This is a genomic window from Alteromonas sp. ABE4_545 (assembly GCF_056161325.1).
The window spans coordinates 1-18,379 of record NZ_JBSWYY010000028.1 but is presented as its reverse complement, the minus strand read 5'-3'; the positions used below and the strand labels follow the sequence as shown (position 1 = coordinate 18,379).

Annotated in this window: 17 protein-coding genes; 12 read left to right on the top strand and 5 right to left on the bottom strand. The window is 46.0% G+C overall.

Going from position 1 to position 18,379, the window contains the following annotated elements; all coding sequences use genetic code 11:
• Window positions 1-15 precede the first annotated feature (15 nt).
• The 3 genes from eno to mutS form a co-directional block, all read right to left on the bottom strand.
• Window positions 16-1,308, bottom strand: coding sequence for a phosphopyruvate hydratase (eno, locus tag ACXAH6_RS17430; RefSeq protein WP_474878905.1), 1,293 nt, complete (start codon window positions 1,306-1,308; stop codon window positions 16-18).
• A gap of 61 nt (window positions 1,309-1,369) precedes the next feature.
• The gene (locus ACXAH6_RS17425) at window positions 1,370-3,001 is read right to left on the bottom strand and encodes a CTP synthase (protein ID WP_474878904.1); all 1,632 of its coding nucleotides are present in this window, start codon (window positions 2,999-3,001) and stop codon (window positions 1,370-1,372) included.
• 236 nt (window positions 3,002-3,237) lie between these two features.
• Window positions 3,238-5,787, bottom strand: coding sequence for a DNA mismatch repair protein MutS (gene mutS / locus ACXAH6_RS17420; protein ID WP_474878940.1), 2,550 nt, complete (start codon window positions 5,785-5,787; stop codon window positions 3,238-3,240).
• Between the two features lie 145 nt (window positions 5,788-5,932).
• Between mutS and ACXAH6_RS17415 the strand changes: the two genes are divergently transcribed.
• Together ACXAH6_RS17415 and recA are read left to right on the top strand one after the other, a co-directional pair.
• Entirely contained in the window at window positions 5,933-6,460 is a 528-nt protein-coding gene (locus ACXAH6_RS17415; RefSeq protein WP_474878902.1) for a CinA family protein, read from the top strand.
• 176 nt (window positions 6,461-6,636) lie between these two features.
• Entirely contained in the window at window positions 6,637-7,668 is a 1,032-nt protein-coding gene (gene recA, locus ACXAH6_RS17410) for a recombinase RecA (protein ID WP_474878901.1), read from the top strand.
• A gap of 149 nt (window positions 7,669-7,817) precedes the next feature.
• On the opposite strand, the gene ACXAH6_RS17405 is transcribed toward recA, so the two are convergent.
• Both ACXAH6_RS17405 and fliK read right to left on the bottom strand, forming a co-directional pair.
• Complete coding sequence (locus ACXAH6_RS17405) at window positions 7,818-8,126, bottom strand: EscU/YscU/HrcU family type III secretion system export apparatus switch protein (protein ID WP_474878899.1); 309 nt, start codon at window positions 8,124-8,126, stop codon at window positions 7,818-7,820.
• A complete protein-coding gene (gene fliK / locus ACXAH6_RS17400) occupies window positions 8,123-10,252 on the bottom strand; it encodes a flagellar hook-length control protein FliK (RefSeq protein ID WP_474878897.1) in 2,130 nt (709 codons plus the stop codon). The genes ACXAH6_RS17405 and fliK overlap by 4 nt, the downstream gene beginning before the upstream one ends.
• 148 nt (window positions 10,253-10,400) lie before the next feature.
• Between fliK and ccmA the strand changes: the two genes are divergently transcribed.
• From ccmA to ACXAH6_RS17350, 10 genes are read left to right on the top strand one after another with little or no spacing between them, the layout of a single operon-like run.
• The gene (ccmA, locus tag ACXAH6_RS17395; protein WP_474878896.1) at window positions 10,401-11,045 is read left to right on the top strand and encodes a cytochrome c biogenesis heme-transporting ATPase CcmA; all 645 of its coding nucleotides are present in this window, start codon (window positions 10,401-10,403) and stop codon (window positions 11,043-11,045) included.
• The gene (gene ccmB, locus ACXAH6_RS17390) at window positions 11,045-11,707 is read left to right on the top strand and encodes a heme exporter protein CcmB (protein ID WP_474878894.1); all 663 of its coding nucleotides are present in this window, start codon (window positions 11,045-11,047) and stop codon (window positions 11,705-11,707) included. Before ccmA ends, ccmB begins: the two co-directional genes overlap by 1 nt.
• On the top strand, window positions 11,707-12,465 hold the full coding sequence (locus ACXAH6_RS17385) for a heme ABC transporter permease (protein WP_474878893.1): 759 nt from the start codon (window positions 11,707-11,709) through the stop codon (window positions 12,463-12,465). The genes ccmB and ACXAH6_RS17385 overlap by 1 nt, the downstream gene beginning before the upstream one ends.
• On the top strand, window positions 12,455-12,679 hold the full coding sequence (gene ccmD, locus ACXAH6_RS17380; protein WP_474878891.1) for a heme exporter protein CcmD: 225 nt from the start codon (window positions 12,455-12,457) through the stop codon (window positions 12,677-12,679). Before ACXAH6_RS17385 ends, ccmD begins: the two co-directional genes overlap by 11 nt.
• Window positions 12,676-13,152, top strand: coding sequence for a cytochrome c maturation protein CcmE (ccmE, locus tag ACXAH6_RS17375; RefSeq protein WP_474878889.1), 477 nt, complete (start codon window positions 12,676-12,678; stop codon window positions 13,150-13,152). Before ccmD ends, ccmE begins: the two co-directional genes overlap by 4 nt.
• Complete coding sequence (locus tag ACXAH6_RS17370) at window positions 13,142-15,139, top strand: heme lyase CcmF/NrfE family subunit (RefSeq protein ID WP_474878887.1); 1,998 nt, start codon at window positions 13,142-13,144, stop codon at window positions 15,137-15,139. Before ccmE ends, ACXAH6_RS17370 begins: the two co-directional genes overlap by 11 nt.
• Window positions 15,139-15,717, top strand: coding sequence for a redoxin family protein (locus tag ACXAH6_RS17365; protein ID WP_474878885.1), 579 nt, complete (start codon window positions 15,139-15,141; stop codon window positions 15,715-15,717). Before ACXAH6_RS17370 ends, ACXAH6_RS17365 begins: the two co-directional genes overlap by 1 nt.
• The gene (locus ACXAH6_RS17360; protein WP_474878883.1) at window positions 15,707-16,180 is read left to right on the top strand and encodes a cytochrome c-type biogenesis protein; all 474 of its coding nucleotides are present in this window, start codon (window positions 15,707-15,709) and stop codon (window positions 16,178-16,180) included. Before ACXAH6_RS17365 ends, ACXAH6_RS17360 begins: the two co-directional genes overlap by 11 nt.
• Window positions 16,177-17,412 (top strand): c-type cytochrome biogenesis protein CcmI, encoded by a 1,236-nt coding sequence (gene ccmI, locus ACXAH6_RS17355; RefSeq protein ID WP_474878882.1) that lies wholly within the window; start codon window positions 16,177-16,179, stop codon window positions 17,410-17,412. The genes ACXAH6_RS17360 and ccmI overlap by 4 nt, the downstream gene beginning before the upstream one ends.
• On the top strand, window positions 17,409-18,227 hold the full coding sequence (locus ACXAH6_RS17350; protein ID WP_474878880.1) for an MlaA family lipoprotein: 819 nt from the start codon (window positions 17,409-17,411) through the stop codon (window positions 18,225-18,227). The genes ccmI and ACXAH6_RS17350 overlap by 4 nt, the downstream gene beginning before the upstream one ends.
• Window positions 18,228-18,379: the final 152 nt, after the last annotated feature.

Below are 18,379 nucleotides of genomic sequence, written 5' to 3'. Positions count from 1 at the left end.
TGTTGTCAGTGTGAATTACTGACCTTTGATTTCGCTACGGCCGTTGTATTTTGCTGCGTCACCCAATGCTTCTTCGATGCGAAGAAGTTGGTTGTACTTAGCAACACGGTCAGAACGACAAAGTGAACCAGTTTTGATTTGGCCAGCAGCTGTACCTACCGCTAGGTCAGCGATAGTGGCGTCTTCAGTTTCACCAGAGCGGTGAGAGATAACAGCAGTGAAGCCTGCATCTTTTGCCATCTTGATTGCTTCAAGTGTTTCGGTAAGTGAACCGATTTGGTTGAATTTGATCAAGATAGAGTTACCGATACCGTTTTCAGTACCACGCTTAAGGATCTTAGTGTTGGTTACGAACAAGTCATCACCTACTAGCTGAACCTTGTCGCCAATCTTCTTAGTTAGGCTTGCCCAACCGTCCCAGTCGCTCTCGTCTAGGCCATCTTCGATTGAAACGATAGGATACTGTTCACTCAGGGCTGCAAGGTAGTCACCAAACGCTTCTGAATCAAAGCTCTTGTCTTCGCCAGACAATACGTATTTGCCGTCTTTGTAGAATTCAGACGCTGCACAGTCTAGTGCAAGTGTTACGTCTTCATTCATTTTGTAGCCGGCTTTTTCTACTGCTTCAACGATAACAGCAAGGGCTTCTGCATTTGAGCTAAGGTTTGGCGCAAAACCACCTTCGTCACCAACTGCAGTGTTAAGGCCTTTCGCACTTAGTACTTTTTTCAAGTTATGGAAAATTTCAGCACCCATGCGCAATGCTTCTTTGAAGCTTTTCGCGCCAACAGGCTGAACCATGAACTCTTGAATATCTACGTTGTTGTCGGCGTGCTCACCACCATTGATGATGTTCATCATAGGTACAGGCATAGAGTACTGACCAGACGTACCGTTTAGATCAGCGATGTGCTCGTACAAAGCTACGCCTTTTTCTAATGCAGCTGCTTTTGCTACTGCCAAAGATACTGCAAGGATTGCGTTCGCACCTAGCGTTTCTTTGTTTTCAGTGCCGTCAAGCTTGATCATAAGTGCATCGATATCGCTTTGAGCAAGTGCATCTTTACCAACAAGCGCTGGTGCGATCACATCGTTTACCGCTGCTACTGCTTTGATAACACCTTTACCCATGTAGCGCGCTTTGTCGCCGTCACGCAGTTCCAATGCTTCACGAGAACCAGTTGATGCGCCAGAAGGTGCGCAAGCACGACCCATTACACCTGATTCTAGGTATACGTCTGCTTCTACTGTTGGGTTACCGCGTGAGTCAAGAATTTCGCGTCCAATAATGCGTGAGATATTCGCCATGTTTTTTCCTCAACATAAGTGTGACCCCACGGGAGAGAAGGGTCACTTTTATTATTTAAAATTAATGATTTTGCTTTTGGTATTCGCCTGCTGCTGCAACGAAACCCGTAAACAAAGGGTGTCCATCCCGAGGTGTAGAAGTAAATTCCGGGTGGAACTGGCCAGCAACGAACCAAGGATGATCAGGGATTTCAATCACTTCTACAAGTCGTTTGTCGGTGGACAAACCACTGACTTTCAGCCCTGCTGCTTCAACCTTATCACGCAGATTGTTGTTCACCTCATAACGGTGACGGTGACGCTCGTAAATCTCTGCGTTGCCATAGGCATCATATACCTTACTTCCTTCAATTAGATGACAAAGCTGACTACCTAACCGCATTGTGCCACCTAAATCGGAACTTTCTGAGCGTTTTTCTGTTGAACCGTCTGCATCTAACCATTCAGTGATCAAACCTACCACTGGGAAAGGTGTTTCTGGATCAAATTCAGTACTGTTTGCACCTTCAAGGCCTGCAACGTTACGCGCATATTCAATGTACGCCACTTGCATGCCCAAACAAATGCCTAAATAAGGTACTTTGTTTTCGCGCGCGTACTTCGCCGCCGCAATTTTACCTTCAATACCACGTTCACCGAATCCGCCCGGTACCAGAATCGCATCGAGTTTCTCAAGGATTTGCGTACCTTTGCTCTCAACATCTTGAGAGTCAATGTAGTGAATATTAACGGTAAGGCGGTTTTTCAACCCTGCGTGTTTTAACGCTTCGTTTACTGACTTGTAGGCATCAGGTAGTTCGACGTATTTACCAACCATGCCAATGTTGACTTCAGCGGTAGGGTTAGACTCGGCATAAAGCACTTGCTCCCACTCGCTCAAGTCTGCTTCTTTGCAGTCTAAGCCAAAGCGGTCAACAACCAATTGATCCATGCCTTGTGCTTTAAGTGCAGCAGGAATGCGGTAGATGCTATCTACGTCTTTCAGTGAAATAACCGCTTTGTCTGCCACGTTGGTGAACAAGGCGATTTTTGAACGTTCGGTGGAAGGTAATGCACCGACTGAACGACAAACTAGAATATCTGGCTGAATACCAATAGAACGCAGCTCTTTTACTGAGTGCTGAGTGGGTTTGGTTTTCACTTCACCAGAAGCAGGCATGTAAGGAACCAGAGTAAGATGCATGAACATGGCACGTTCACGGCCCACTTCTGTACCTAGCTGACGAATGGCTTCTAAGAACGGTTGTGATTCGATATCACCAACGGTACCACCAACTTCAACGATGGCGACATCATGGCCTTCAGCACCTTCAATCACACGACGTTTAATTTCGTTAGTGATATGAGGAATAACCTGAATCGTTGCCCCCAAGTAATCGCCGCGACGTTCGCGCTTCAATACTTCTTCGTATACACGACCCGTCGTAAAGTTATTTCGCTTAGTCATACGAGTGCGAATAAAGCGCTCATAGTGACCTAAGTCGAGGTCGGTTTCCGCTCCGTCGTCTGTTACAAACACTTCTCCGTGTTGAATGGGGCTCATGGTGCCAGGATCAACGTTAATGTACGGATCCAACTTGAGCATTGTGACGGTAAGACCGCGTGCTTCAAGGATGGCGGCAAGGGATGCGGCAGCAATACCCTTACCAAGCGATGAAACGACACCGCCGGTGACGAAAATATAATTTGTCATGCGAAACCTAAGGCATTGGGTTGTATGGGTAATTTGTTGAACTTTTAGCGTCGCAGGTGAGCGAGCAAATTCAACAACTGGACGGCGCAACAGTATACCGAAAAGCGCGCGTTCAAACAATCAGCATAGATGGAAAAGTGGTATTTTTACTACTTCAGCGGGTTTTTATTTGCAGACGCGGTGAATAATGCCTTATTCACCGCGTGATATGCTGCCGCGAAAGTGCTTTTAACGTTTTAATTCGCTTGGCTTAAACGCTTTAACGTGTAGAGAATATCGAGCGCTTCTCGGGGGCTTAGGTCATCGGGGTGAATGCCTTCGAGCGCTTGTTTAAGCGGGGCGGGGTCGACATCAAGTGAAAGTTGAGCTGGCGCATCTTTACTGGTGGCGACATTAGCCGATTGAGCTGACATGGCACTTGGCTCTGCCTCTAACGCTTTTAATTTTGCTTTGGCTAGTTGAATAACTTCTCTGGGTACACCAGCAAGTTGAGCAACTTGTAATCCATAACTCTTACTTGCTGCACCGGTTTCCACCGTATGCATAAAGCGAATGGCGTCTTCGTGTTCTACCGCGTTCACGTGTACGTTAACAACGCCTTGTTGTTGCTCGGCGAGTTGCGTTAACTCAAAGTAATGAGTGGCAAATAACGTATAGGCTTGGAGTTTACTGGATAAATAATCCGCACAGGCCCACGCTAATGACAGTCCGTCGTAGGTACTGGTTCCTCGGCCAATTTCGTCCATCAATACCAAAGAATTGGCCGTGGCATTGTGTAGAATGTTCGCCGTTTCGGTCATTTCCACCATAAAGGTAGACCGTCCGGAGGCGAGGTCGTCAGAAGCGCCAATGCGCGTGAAAATACGATCAATTGGCCCAATTTGCGCCGATTCAGCTGGTACATAGCTACCCATGTAGGCGAGCAGAACGATAAGCGCGGTTTGCCTCATGTAGGTTGATTTACCGCCCATATTAGGGCCAGTGATTACTAACATTCTCGAATCATTATTCATCGATAATGGGTTAGCGATAAACGGGTCGGTCATCACTTGCTCTACTACCAAATGGCGACCTTGCTGATAGGTAATACCTGTTTGGTCTGAAAGCGTTGGACAGTGCAACTCCAAGGTTTCAGCACGCTCAGCTAACGTGGTGATCACATCGAGTTTGGCAAGAGCTGCGGCACAATCTATTAAGTCGTTAAGATAAGGGTGTAACAAATCGAATAGCTCTTCGTAGCGCTTTTTCTCTAACGCCAGCGCCCGACCTTGACTGGTTAGTACTTTATCTTCGTGTTCTTTGAGTTCGGGCGTAATGTATCGCTCGGTGTTTTTCAGTGTTTGACGACGAATGTATTCCGCCGGAGCGAGTTCACTATTGGCGCGGCTGATTTCAATGAAAAAGCCGTGAACCTTGTTATAGCCAACTTTAAGTGTGGCAATTCCTGTGCGCTCACGTTCACGCAATTCTAATTGGTGAAGATAATCGGTAGCCCCTTGTGATAGATCGCGCAGTTCGTCTAGCTCGCTATCGTACCCTGGGGCAATCACGCCACCATCTCTGATCACCACAGGGGGATTTTCAATAATCGCGTTTGTGAGTAAGTCGGCCATGTCGGGGAAAGTGCCGATTTCTGCCGCTAACGTTTTAACTAATGGTGTGTCGTAGAACGCCAGAAAGTCTTGTAATTCTGGCAAGGTATTCAGTGCTTGGCGCAAACGGGCGAAATCTCTCGGCCTTGCCGAGCGCAGCGCCAAACGGGCCATAATGCGTTCAATGTCACCAATGTGCTTGAGGGCCTGACGAATATTATCGGCAGGCTCTTCCAGCATCGCGCCAATGGCTTGTTGGCGATGGGCGAGTTCTTTTTGGTCGGTAATGGGGGCGTGAATAAAGCGCTGTAGTAAGCGGCTGCCCATTGCGGTAGAGGTATTATCTAAAACCGAGAACAAGGTATTGTCTGTGCCGCCAGATAAGTTCTGCGTTAGCTCCAAATTGCGGCGTGTAGCGGCGTCGAGTTGAACGCGCGTATCTTGTTGTTCAAGGCGAATATTGCGAATGTGCGGGAGGGCTGTTCGCTGTGTGTCTTTCACATATTGCAGTACACATCCTGCCGCACCAATCGCAAGAGGCACATTACCCAAGCCAAACCCAGCCAGTGATTGAGTGCCAAATTGTTGGTTTAATTGCTCGGTTGCCGAATCGGAGTCAAATTCCCAAATGGGGCGGCGGCGAATGCCTTTTAGATGCTCTATGGCAGTCATATAGCCAAAATCTTCTGGGTAGAGCAATTCAGCTGGATTAAGTCGTTGTAACTCAGCGCTGAGTTGTTCTTCGCCCTGACACTGGATTACGAGAAAGCGACCGCTGGTGACATCCAAGGTGGCAATCCCGAACGTGGCTTCCTGATGGCATACTGCGGCGAGTAAGTTGTCTCGACGCTCTTCTAACAGGGCTTCATCGGTAACGGTTCCCGGTGTAACGATGCGCTGTACTTGGCGCTCGACTGGGCCTTTACTGGTTGCAGGATCGCCAACCTGCTCGCAAATGGCAACCGATTCACCCATTTTAACCAAACGTGCAAGGTAACTTTCTACCGCATGGTAAGGAACGCCTGCCATTGGAATAGGCTCTCCACCCGATTTCCCTCTTGCGGTCAGCGAGATGTCTAATAATTGTGCGGCTTTTTTAGCGTCATCGTAGAACAGCTCATAAAAATCGCCCATGCGATAAAAAAGTAGGATGTTGGGGTGCTGCGCCTTGATATTTAGGTATTGGCGCATCATCGGCGTGTGTGATTCCAAAGAAGCCTCGATAATTGGTGTATGTAAACTTGATTCTTATACTTGAGCCCATATTTTACAGGCTTAAGCGACAATACCGCGACACACGTTTGTGTCAACTCTCGATTTATTAGACAGTATTATTGTTATGAGCCAAGTATTTTCAACACCCGAACGAGAAAACAAGCCTGATTGCACATTGGTTGAACAGGTTACGTACATTGGTAACGCCCTTCGTGAGCGAGGTTGGCAAGTGTCTTGTGCTGAGTCGTGTACGGGCGGTGGGTTGGCTTACTATTTTACGTCTGTGTCAGGAAGTTCTGATTGGTTTTCACAGAGTTGGGTGACCTATTCCAACGATGCTAAAATGTCAGCGTTGGGGGTACCAGAATCGGTTCTGGCGGAATACGGTGCGGTATCTGAGCAAACCGTTGCATCCATGGTTAATGGTGTACATCAACAGTCAGGGGCTGAGTTAGGTGTGAGCATCAGTGGTATTGCTGGCCCAGGCGGCGGTTCAGTTGATAAACCTGTAGGCACGGTGTGGTTTGGTTTTTACTTTAATGGTGAAGTAATAACACGGCGCTGTGTATTTGATGGCGATCGTGATGCGGTAAGATTACAAGCCATTGCATTTGCTCTAGATAATCTGTACCAGTGGCTGGTTGCTCAGTGATATTTGTTTTTGTCAGACTAGGATCAAATTTGGTCTGTAGATCAAAAAATAAAAGATTACGCTTGAAACTGTATAATTATACAGTATAGTTACAGGCATAAACTGTTTTACTAATTTTAGGCCAATGCGTGATGTACTCGCAACGCGTATTTGCCATTTATCCCGAGGATAATTCTGTGGACGATAATAAATCTAAAGCGCTCACGGCTGCGGTTGGCCAAATCGAAAAGCAATTTGGTAAAGGTGCCATTATGCGCTTGGGCGACAACCAAGCAATGGATATCGAAGCTATTTCAACAGGCTCATTGAGCATTGATATTGCATTAGGTATAGGTGGTTTACCATGTGGCCGTGTGGTAGAGATTTATGGTCCTGAATCGTCGGGTAAAACTACACTTACATTGCAAGTTATTGCTCAAGCACAAAAAAAAGGCAAGACGTGTGCCTTCGTTGATGCTGAGCACGCCCTTGACCCTGTATACGCAGAGAAGTTAGGCGTTAATATTGATGACCTACTCGTGTCTCAACCTGATACTGGTGAGCAAGCTCTGGAAATTTGCGACATGTTGGTTCGTTCAGGTGCAGTTGACGTAGTAATTGTCGACTCGGTAGCGGCGTTAACACCAAAAGCAGAAATCGAAGGTGACATGGGTGACTCTCATGTTGGTTTGCAGGCGCGTTTGATGTCTCAAGCATTGCGTAAACTCACTGGTAATATTAAGCGCTCAAATACCCTGTGCATCTTTATCAACCAAATTCGTATGAAAATTGGTGTGATGTTTGGTAACCCTGAAACCACAACGGGTGGTAACGCGTTGAAGTTTTACTCGTCAGTGCGCTTGGATATTCGTCGTATTGGTGCTGTGAAGGAAGGCGACGAAGTCGTGGGTAATGAAACACGAGTTAAGGTCGTGAAGAACAAAGTTGCTCCTCCATTTAAGCAAGCGGAGTTCCAAATTCTTTATGGTCAAGGTATCAGCAAAGAAGCAGAATTGATCGACCTAGGCGTAAAGCAGAAGTTAATTGAGAAAGCTGGCGCTTGGTATAGCTACAACGGCGAGCGTATTGGTCAGGGTAAAGCTAACGTGGCGAAGTTCTTAAAAGAGAACGTAGAAATGGCCAACGATATTGAACAAAAAATTCGTGACGAGTTGTTGTTGAAGAAAAGTGTAAAAGCCGATGAGGTTGAGCCTGAAGACGCGCTTTAATTTTTATTGATACGATTGTTACTTTAAAAGAACGGGTGCTCTGCTGATTGCATTTCGTTCTAGCCTATTGCCCGCAGCCACCTAACCCTGCGGGCTTTTTTGTTTTGTGCGTTGTTAAATTTTACTTGTCTCTGGCGTAGCGTTTTGATTTACGCTTGTTCATCTAAGCCGGGAAAAGTTTTAGCCCAGTCATGGGGGACTTTACCTTGTATCAAATAAGAGTAGGCAATCAGCTCGGCAATGACATAATAAAGAGACTCTGGTATGTCCTGCCCAATATCCAAAGTTGCGAGAACTTCGCTTAGATATGGATCTTCATGCACAATAATGCCGTCTTCTACGGCCGCAGCGATAATCGCTTCTGCAAGGTCATCATAGCCCTTTGATACCACTTTGGGAGCGCTATCCGCCCCAGACTCATAGCGTAAGCCGATGGCTCTTTTTGACGTTTGGCTCATGCCTGAGTTTCCAATATCTGATAAGGCCTACTACTTAGGTGTTCAGGAATGACTCCTCGTTGAAAGCGACGTTGCCCAATTTCTAGGCCATGAGCGGTTAGACGTTTGAGCAAATAGGGGAGGGTGTCGGCGACTTGATGTAACAGTGGGTCAGTAGACGTGTAGATATCAATATCGATTAACTCATCTTTGATTTTCACTTTCGCGAGCATTTCTCCTAATTCTCCAACATCTAATTTCATCGTGATTCGCCAGTTTTTTCGCTCGCTTTTCGCTTTTTGCTGGGCATTGTCTTTTTCTGAGTCCCGTTGAATTAAAAGTTCGGTTGGGGTTTGATTGTGTTGGCTACTTGGCAACACGTAATACAGCGATTGTTCACCCTGTAACGCTTGTTCGGCACTGTGTAACTTAGCCTGACTGTGATTAGCAAGCAGAGATTTGGCTTGTTTAAATAATGATGATTGTTGATCAAGCTGAGCAATGTCTCGCAATAAATTGCTGCTGCCGCGTTGTGGGCTAGACGTACCAGTACCCATGGCACTTTTTGTTTTAATCTCACTTTCTGCGGCTAACTCTTTGCTCAGTTGGGGAAATTGTCTGCTCGCTCTGGCAGTTAAACTTAACTGTATAACCGTAATTAACCCATTAATAAAATTAGACTGCGTAGGCGACGGCATAATGAGTTGCCGTGGAGTTAGAAGGCTCGGCGCTGTGAGTAGTTGTTTAATTTGTTGGGCGTCTTTGCCGTCAGGCGTTACCTGCGCAGTGGCTGGGGCAGGCTCTGCTGGGGGGAGTTTACTTATATCTGTCGTTGCAATATTGAGCGACAATAACTGTTCTTTGAGTTGGTGACGCGCATTGGTTGTTTCTGAAACCGCTGGAGGTTTCATTTGCTCAAATTGTTTTATTAATTTTTGTAGCGCTTCTGTTGGTGACGCTGATTGCGATAAGGCCTGCTTTGCCATGACCTGAATGGCGGCTTTTATTTGCGGAAACTGTTGTTCCACGGCGAGTCGCTGCTCAGTATTTTTTTGCTCGATGATGTGTTGGTGGCTCGACAACGTATTGGCTTTTGCTTGTTGGAGTATTGGCGTTGAACCTATGGCTGTTTTTCCATCCGTTATTTGTGACAATAGGGTCGCAGACATTTTAGGTACAGACTTTATTACTTCACTTGCTTCTTTTGCGGGCAATGAAAGCGTGCCAATAACTCGGGATTCGTGTTGCTCAATAGACCACTGCTGACCAGATAGCACTAGTTTAGGCGCGCCATTGCTGTCAATTTTGGGTGCGACGTCACTGATCGTCTGCGCTAACAAGGGCGTTTTTTGTGCTTTGGTTATGGCTATTGGTGACAGTGGTAATGGTTGCTGCTTTGCGCTTTGTAAGGTAATGGCTTGAACGAGTTTTTCGTTCCCTATAATGGGAAATCTAGTGGCAGCCAATTGATTCGATTTGGTCGCATCAGTGGGTGATTCAGTTTTTGGGGGATTGGCTCGCACTATTACCTCCGCAGATTTTTCACTGATAGGACGTAATTCAACCAAAACAGGTTGCCCCTGATAGAGCTTGGGGCTGCTGATGGGCAAACTTATTTTTGCATCGCCCAGCTGTAATGTCACCGCTTCACGAGTCAGCGCCGCTACTTTTCCTTCAGCCACAATACCGCTTTGCACGTTCTTACTCAATGTGGTGGCGATTACCTCAAGTAACTTTCCTTTCTCTGGCGTGGTTATGGTCAATGGAATAGATTGAGGGCGCTGTTCAATCAGTAGCATTGGTGAGGACAAATCAGACAGAGCTTGTTGAGGTGTCTTGAGACTCTGAGCACCGATTTTCGAGATTTCATTCAATAAGGTTTGGCTAAGAGCGCCATTGTTTTTGGTATCAACGATTCGATATTGACTGTCCGTATTGAAAGTGATGGGGTTAGTCGCTTCGAGAATAGTTCTAAAGTGATGTTCGTCAATCGCTAACTGCACTAATTGCGGAGTATATTGAACAAGGGTGACGGCCAACGATTGTTCTTGCAATGAAGTTTGCGCAGGGATCGCGCTGACAGCGACAGGTGCACTACTCAACAACGCATTGATCGTATTGGTCGGAGTTGGAGAACTTGTATTCATAGTTTGTGTATCGGCAACAGAATGAAAACCCTCAGCGCAATGCAACTTTGCGTTCGATCAAGAACTAAAGTACTACTACCGATGAATTATCTACTCGTTCAATACTTTATGCTAGAATCAGGTTAAAAAATTTGCCGCTGATTTAAGGATGCAAGGAAACAGTTTGACGACAGTAGAAGCGATAGACATCAGTTGTATCAAACAAGATCGTATTTTGTTTGACGGCCTGTCGTTGTCACTCACTGCTGGCAACCTTATTTATCTTACAGGGCCTAATGGCGCAGGTAAAACCAGTCTACTGCGTATTCTCACAGGTTTGAGTGTGCCTGACAGTGGGCAAGTGTACTTCAATGGCGAACCCATTCACGCAGTACGTCAGTCTTATCATCACGCCTTGGTTTATGTGGGCCACAAATCTGGGCTGAATAGCCAGTTATCGCCCCTAGACAATTTACACTTTTGGGCAAAGCAACAGGGACTTACTCACACAAAAGTCGAAATACTTGATGTATTAGAGCGGTTAGGGCTGGTGGGTCTGGATAACATACCCATTAAAAATCTATCAGCGGGCCAACAACGGAGAGTCGCGCTGGCAAGGTTATGGATTAAGCCTGCAGATATTTGGATCCTTGATGAGCCGTTCACTGCGTTAGATTCTACTGGCGTGATCTTGTTGGAAACGTATTTTAAGCAGCATGCTGACAAAGGCGGCGCGATCATCACCACTTCACATCAGCCATTGTCCGAACGAGCCGGTCAGTTCAGCACATTCGCCATGGAGTATCAGTGGTAATGCTCTGGCGAGGTGTGTTTTTAAGAGATGTGGCGTTGGCTTTTAGGCAGCGTTCTGAACTAATGCAGCCCGTGATGTTTTTGTTATTAGTGGTGACCCTTTTCCCGTTGGGGGTAGGCCCTGGGCCAGAAACTCTCCAACGTATTGGCCCCGGTGTGATATGGATTGCTGCGATCTTATCTTCATTATTGGGGATGGAGCGTCTGTTTCGCGATGATTTTCAAGACGGCAGTTTGGAACAACTGTTGTTATCCGGCATTCCACTAACCGCAGTTGCAACGAGCAAAGTGTTGTGCCATTGGTTGGTAACGTCTTTGCCTATCGTGATCCTTTCTCCGCTGTTAGCCTTATTTTTAAATCAAACCTGGGCCATGTATCAGGCATTGTTGGTGACGTTACTGATAGGTACCCCGATATTATCGTTAGTTGGCGCCATTGCCGTTGCGCTTACCGTGGGTATTGCACGAGGCGGCGTGTTGCTCTCTCTGCTATTGATTCCGGTTTTTATTCCCGTATTGATTTTTGCTACTTCCGCGGTAGAAGCGGCATCAATGCAGCTACCATACTTAGCGCATATTGCTATTATTGGTGCTATTTTATTGTTAACGCTGGCACTGGCGCCTTTTGCGATTGCCTATGCATTAAGAGTGAGTCATAACTGATGTGGAAGTGGTTACATCCCTATGCCAAAACTGAAAAAGCGTATCAACTTTGCGAGCGCCTGTATCCATATTGTTTCTATAGTGCCTTAGTATTGTTATTAAGCGGCTCGATATGGGGGCTGGCCTTTGCCCCACAAGATTATCAACAAGGCGATTCCTTCCGCATTATCTATATTCATGTTCCGGGGGCGATGTTGTCTATGGGCACCTATGTTGCCATGGCTATCGCTGCGCTAGTTGGTTTAGTTTGGCAATGGCGAACTGCTTTTATGGCGATGATTGCCATGGCTCCGGTAGGTGCGGTAATGACCTTGATTGCACTATTTACGGGGGCGGCATGGGGTAAGCCAATGTGGGGGGCTTGGTGGGTATGGGATGCTCGGTTGACCTCAGAATTGATTTTACTATTTCTCTATCTTGGCGTGATTGCGCTTTACAGCACTTTTGACGATAAACAACAAGCGGGTAAGGCTGCGGGTGTGATGGCACTTGTTGGTGTGGTAAATATTCCAATTATTCACTATTCCGTAGAATGGTGGAACACTCTTCACCAAGGCGCGACTATTACAAAGTTAGATAAACCATCTATTGCGCCAGAGATGTTGTGGCCTTTGCTGATTAATATTCTCGGGTTCGCACTGTTTATCGCATCGGTAACAATGATGCGCATGAAAACTGAGATTTTACGCCGGGAATTACATCGCCCATGGGTAGTGAAACTCATCAAACGAGCTCAGGAGCCTACCAATGCAATTTGATAGTTGGCAAGATTTTTGGCACATGGGGGGCTATGCCATGTATGTTTGGTTGTCCTTTGGAGCGACTTTTGCAGGTATGCTTGGCTTAGTTGTGCACTCCAATTTAGCCCATAAACTATTGGTTCGTCATGCGGGCGAAGAATTTGAACGTCGTGCACGGGTAAAAAGGGCGAGAGATGCTGAAAAGTCACGCCGTCACGAGGAGTTGTTATGAACCCTCGTAGAAAGCAACGTTTAGCCGTTGTCGGTATTGCAGGTACACTCATTATCGGCGCTGTTTCGCTCATGCTGTTTGCGCTGAATGACAATATCGACTTGTTTTATACGCCTTCGGAAATTGTTTCAGGTAAAGACGGTGTTAAGCCGCAGGTTGGCCAGCGTTTGCGCATAGGCGGAATGGTGGTCCCCGGCAGTGTTGAACGCGATCCAAACTCGCTAGCGATTACATTTACTTTGGTTGATACAGGGCCAGAAGTAACGGTGCAATACAATGGCATTTTGCCTGATTTGTTTCGCGAAGGGCAGGGAATAGTGGCGACAGGGGTACTAACCGCCGCAACATCAATCAGCGCAGAAGAAGTACTGGCGAAACACGACGAGGAATATATGCCACCAGAGTTAGCTGAGAAAATGAAAGGCATTAAACACGTTAAACCTGCACAGGTGGGCGCTAATAGTGATTCCTGAAATCGGTAATATTTCGCTCACCCTTGCGCTTGTGACCGCCATTTTGCTGGCGGTTTATCCGTTATGGGGGGCTTACACGCAACATCATGGGTTAATGGCTTCTGCTCGTCCTTTAGCGATAGGCATGAGCTTCTTTACTGTATTGTCTTATATTTTTTTAACTTATGCATTCGTGACGGATGATTTTAGCGTTGCCTATGTTGCTCAACACTCCAATAGCCAATTACCTGTGTATTATAAAATGACCGCGGTATGGGGCGGACACGAAGGCTCATTTCTTTTATGGGTACTTATGTTGTCACTATGGACACTTGCGGTGGCACTCTTTAGTCGCGGTATTCCTCAAGCAATGGTCGCCCGAGTGCTTTCTATTTTGGGTGTTGTTGGTGTTGGCTTCTATCTGTTTATGCTGCTTACCTCTAACCCTTTTGAGAGTATGCTGCCTTTCTTTCCTGTTGACGGCCGTGATTTAAATCCACTGCTTCAAGATTTTGGCATGATTATTCACCCTCCTACCTTGTATATGGGGTATGTGGGGTTTTCGGTTGCTTTTGCTTTTGCTATTTCTGCTTTGTTATCAGGGCAACTCGATTCTACATGGGCCCGCTGGTCCAGACCTTGGGTTATTGCTGCATGGGCATTTTTAACAGTGGGTATATGCTTGGGCAGTTGGTGGGCCTATTACGAACTCGGTTGGGGCGGTTGGTGGTTCTGGGACCCGGTGGAGAACGCCTCGTTTATGCCTTGGTTAGTTGGCACTGCGCTAATGCACTCTTTGGCGGTCACAGAAAAGCGCAAGGTATTTAAATCATGGACAGTACTCCTCGCCATCAGCGCTTTCTCACTTAGCTTGTTGGGTACTTTCTTGGTGCGTTCTGGAGTGATTGTTTCTGTTCATTCTTTCGCCAGTGACCCTGCAAGAGGCTTGTTTATCCTTGGTATTCTCATTGTACTGACTGGATTAGGACTATTGCTGTATGGCATTCGAGCACAAGAATTAAAAGCGGCTAGTCGCTATCAAGCGGTGTCTCGAGAAGTCATGTTAGTTGGTAATAACGTACTACTTTGTGCAGCCGCGATAGTTGTGCTGTTGGGTACGCTTTTGCCTTTGGTACACAAGGAACTTGGATTAGGCTCTATTTCGATAGGAGCGCCTTTCTTCAATCAAATGTTCTTATGGTTGATTGTACCATTTGTCTTTTTCTTGGGTATTGGACCGTTAACTCGTTGGAAGCAGCAATCTGTTTATGCACTAAAAAATCAGCTGATGTTGGCATTCGCCTTAAGTGTGTGTACGGGGGTGTTGTTAAATTTCTCTTATGATGAGCCGACCTATATGGCTGCATTGGGGCTAGTGATGAGTGCCTGGATAGTGATCACCAGTATTCAGGAGGTACAACTGCGACTTCGACAGCAGTCGGAAGTGGGTTTAATGTCAGGGTTGAGTAGCCTGACACGTAGTCATTGGGGCATGATTCTGGGTCATTTAGGCTTTGCCGTCACTCTGATTGGCATCACCTTAGTGAGCAATTATGAAATGGAACGTGACGTGCGTATGACCCCAGGCGATAACCTGACTATGGGCGCATACACATTTCAGTTTCAAGGAACGCGTCGAGAACAAGGCCCTAATTATGTGGCGGATGTTGGTGTATTCGATGTGTACTACGACGGAGAAAAGATTGTTCATCTTGAACCTGAAAAACGTATTTATACCGTTCAACGTATGCCAATGACCGAAGCGGGTATTTATTCAACCTTAACCAAAGATCTATTCGTTGCCATGGGTGAACCTTTAGATGGCGGTGCTTGGGCTATTCGCGTTTACATTAAGCCATTTGTGACTTGGATTTGGGGCGGCGGCGCGATCATGGCTTTAGGCGGGATATGTTCTATCGCAGACCGACGATATCGCATGGCTAAAGTCAAAAAAGCGAAAGCGATCATCAATAAAACCAAGCAAATAGGTAGTACGCAGGAGGCTTAGTGAAACGATTCGCGTTTTTTTCAATTCCATTCATTATTTTTATGTTGGTTGTGGTGTTTTTATATCAGGGATTGTTTTCTAACCCACGCGCATTGAGCTCTCAGGCCGTTAACAAGCCGATGCCGGACTTTTCATTGCCAGACCTTATGCTACCGGGAAAAGTTTACACGCAAGAGGTGTTTAAGGGACAAGTAACCATAGTTAATGTATGGGGAGTATGGTGTGTAACTTGTGCGGTGGAGTTACCTTATCTCACGGCATTAAAAGAGCAGCAGGGAGTGAAATTTGTAGGCTTGTATTTCGACCAAGACATCGACCCCGACTTTGGTTTGAAAACCCTAGATGAAGTACAAGTGGAAGTTACTCGTATGCTCGCCAAGTTTGGTGATCCTTACGCTTTTAATATTTTTGATTTATACCGAGATACGTCTTTGGATTTAGGAGTGACAGGTGCGCCCGAGCACTTCGTGGTAGATAAAAACGGCGTTATTCGTATGCATCACATTGGCGATATTAATGAGCGGGTATGGCAGAGTAAAGTCGGGCCGCTTTATGAACAATTGCGCAATGAGGAATAACTCTGTGTTAGTTAACAAACTTAGCGTGGTTGTTTTTACCTTGATGATGAGCTTTCAATTATGGGCAACCGAAGAAACTTATCAGTTCGAGACAGATGCGCAACGTGAAGCATTTCAATCGCTGACACTGGCATTGCGTTGTCCGATGTGCCAAAACCAGAATATTGCCGACAGCGATGCAATGATAGCTCAAGATATGCGAAGAAAGGTTTATCAATTATTGAAGCAAGGAAAGTCAGAGCAAGAGATTATTGAGTATATGAAGTCTCGATATGGTGACTTTATCTATTACAGACCACCACTAACCCCCTTAACGTTATGGTTGTGGCTGTTGCCAGCGCTTTTTGCCGTGGGTGGTTTTGTGTTTGTGGTCAAACGCAAGCAACTACAAGAACCAGAGGATCGCGAGGCTAAACTGGCTAAAGCTGAAGCCTTGTTAAGGCAGGAGCAAGATAACTCATGACGTGGTGGATGTTTGGACTCATTGTTTCAGGATTGCTCACACTGTTATTGGCTTTGGTTGCGTTACCTTGGTGGCGAAGCAAGAACGATGAGGTCACCAATCAGTTATCTAATGCGCAAATTGTAAACCAACGTCTGACCGAGTTAGAAAGAGAGGTCAGAGAGGGGTTAATAACTGAGTCTGACAAACAACAAGTCAGTGACGATTTAAAAATAGCATTAGTCGAAGAGACATTAGTACATCCATCTCGTCGGGTTGAATCAAATTGGCCTGTGGTAATAGGGGCGATGTTCGCCTTGATTGTCGGTGGGGTGGTTTACTGGCAAGTTAGCCATTTAACAGAAGTTGAGCAAGCCACACACGCTCTAGCTAGATTACCTGAACTCAGCAGTAAATTGGCGTCGGGAGATGGCAATAATATCAACGTACAAGATATACAAGCGCTGACTCTGGCAATAAGAACACGGCTTATCGATGAGCCGGAAGATGAACAAGGTTGGATGTTTTTAGGCCGTTTATGGTTAGTAATAGGGCAAGATGAACAAGCGCGTGCTGCACTAGAAAAAGCGATTGAGATTGACCCTCAAAATTCGACTATCGTAATGACCTACGCGCAGATTTTGATGGCAAGTGAGTCTATCAATGATTTAAAACATGCACAAAAGCTGCTGCTGAGCTTGATTCAACAGCAACCTGATAACGACAATTTGATGTTAATGACCGCAGTTGTGTCATCTCAGGTGAATGATATGGCGACGGCGAAACTTTATTTTGATAAAATTCGAACTAAGTTGCCTAAAGATAATCCTCTTTATGTGCAACTAAGCAGTAAAATAGAAGCAGCGCAGTTGCCATTAAAGGCCGACAAAGATTTGGCCAAAACGGGTTTTGCGATTACGTTGACACTTGATGAAGGCTTACTTGATAAGGTACCTGACAAAGGGTTTTTATTTTTGTATGCCCAAGACGCAACCAGTGATAACAAAATGCCGGCAGCGGTGGTTAAGGTACCACTGACTGAATTTCCTATTACACTGGCGTTAACAACGGAAAACGCCATGTTGCCGAGTTATACACTAGCACAACTTAAACAAACACGATTAACTGCACGCATTACGCGCAACGACAATGCTACCCCTCAGTCTGGGGATTTGGTTGGTACGGTTAGTCTACCCGTTGTCGTTGGCGAAATACGCGACCAGTTGGTAGTGATCAGTAAGGAAATTATGTGAGTTTACAAAAACGAAAGTGGCTGTTGGCCGCAATTTTAGGGGCAGCGGTTTTGTCTGGTTGTGCATCTAATTCTGCACAAGAGCAAGCAAAACAGACCAATGAAGGTGATCCACGTGACCCTTTTGAATCAGTAAACCGCGTCTCTTGGGACTTTAACCAAGATGTATTGGACGCCTATATTCTTCGCCCGGTAACGATAGCCTACGTTACCGTAATGCCTCAATTTGCACGTACAGGCTTGGTTAATGCTGCAAATAACCTCGAGGAGCCAGTCAACTTCTTTAATAACCTGTTTCAAGGAAAGGTCGATAAGTCCATGGATAGCATGGCGCGATTTGTGATCAATACAACAGTCGGCTTATTGGGTGTGTTTGATGTCGCTGGCGAAATTGGTATCGCTCGTGAGGAGGAGGATTTTGGCGAAGTGTTGGGCGTATGGGGCGTTGATACTGGGCCATATTTAATGATTCCTGCTTTGGGCCCAAATGATCCTAGAAGTCTTACCGGTGATGTAGTCGATAATTTTTACTCACCGATGTCTCTGTTAAGCAGTCAAGTTTCTATTACTCGCTTTATTATTAGTGCGATAGAGGCGCGTGCCTCTTTACTCGACCAAGAGCAACAGCTTGAACAGTCGAGTGATGACTATATCTTTGTCAAAAATGCCTATTTTCAGAATTTGGAATATCAGGTGACCGACGGCAAGTCGGCAGAAAAAGAAATTCAGGATGAAGACCTGCAAAACTTTGATGAGTTTGAATCTATGCTCGAGGGTATGGATTTCGATGACCAAGGTGTGAATGACAGTCAGTAAATATTAATAAGGCCGCTAAACGCGGCCTCAGACTGTTGAATAAGCCCTAGACGAAAGTCTGGGGCTTTGATCTAATAGGCATAGTGAAATTCGGAGTGTTCACCATGCTAACCCCAAAATCCCCACAACAATACGAGTTTGAAACGGTTTAT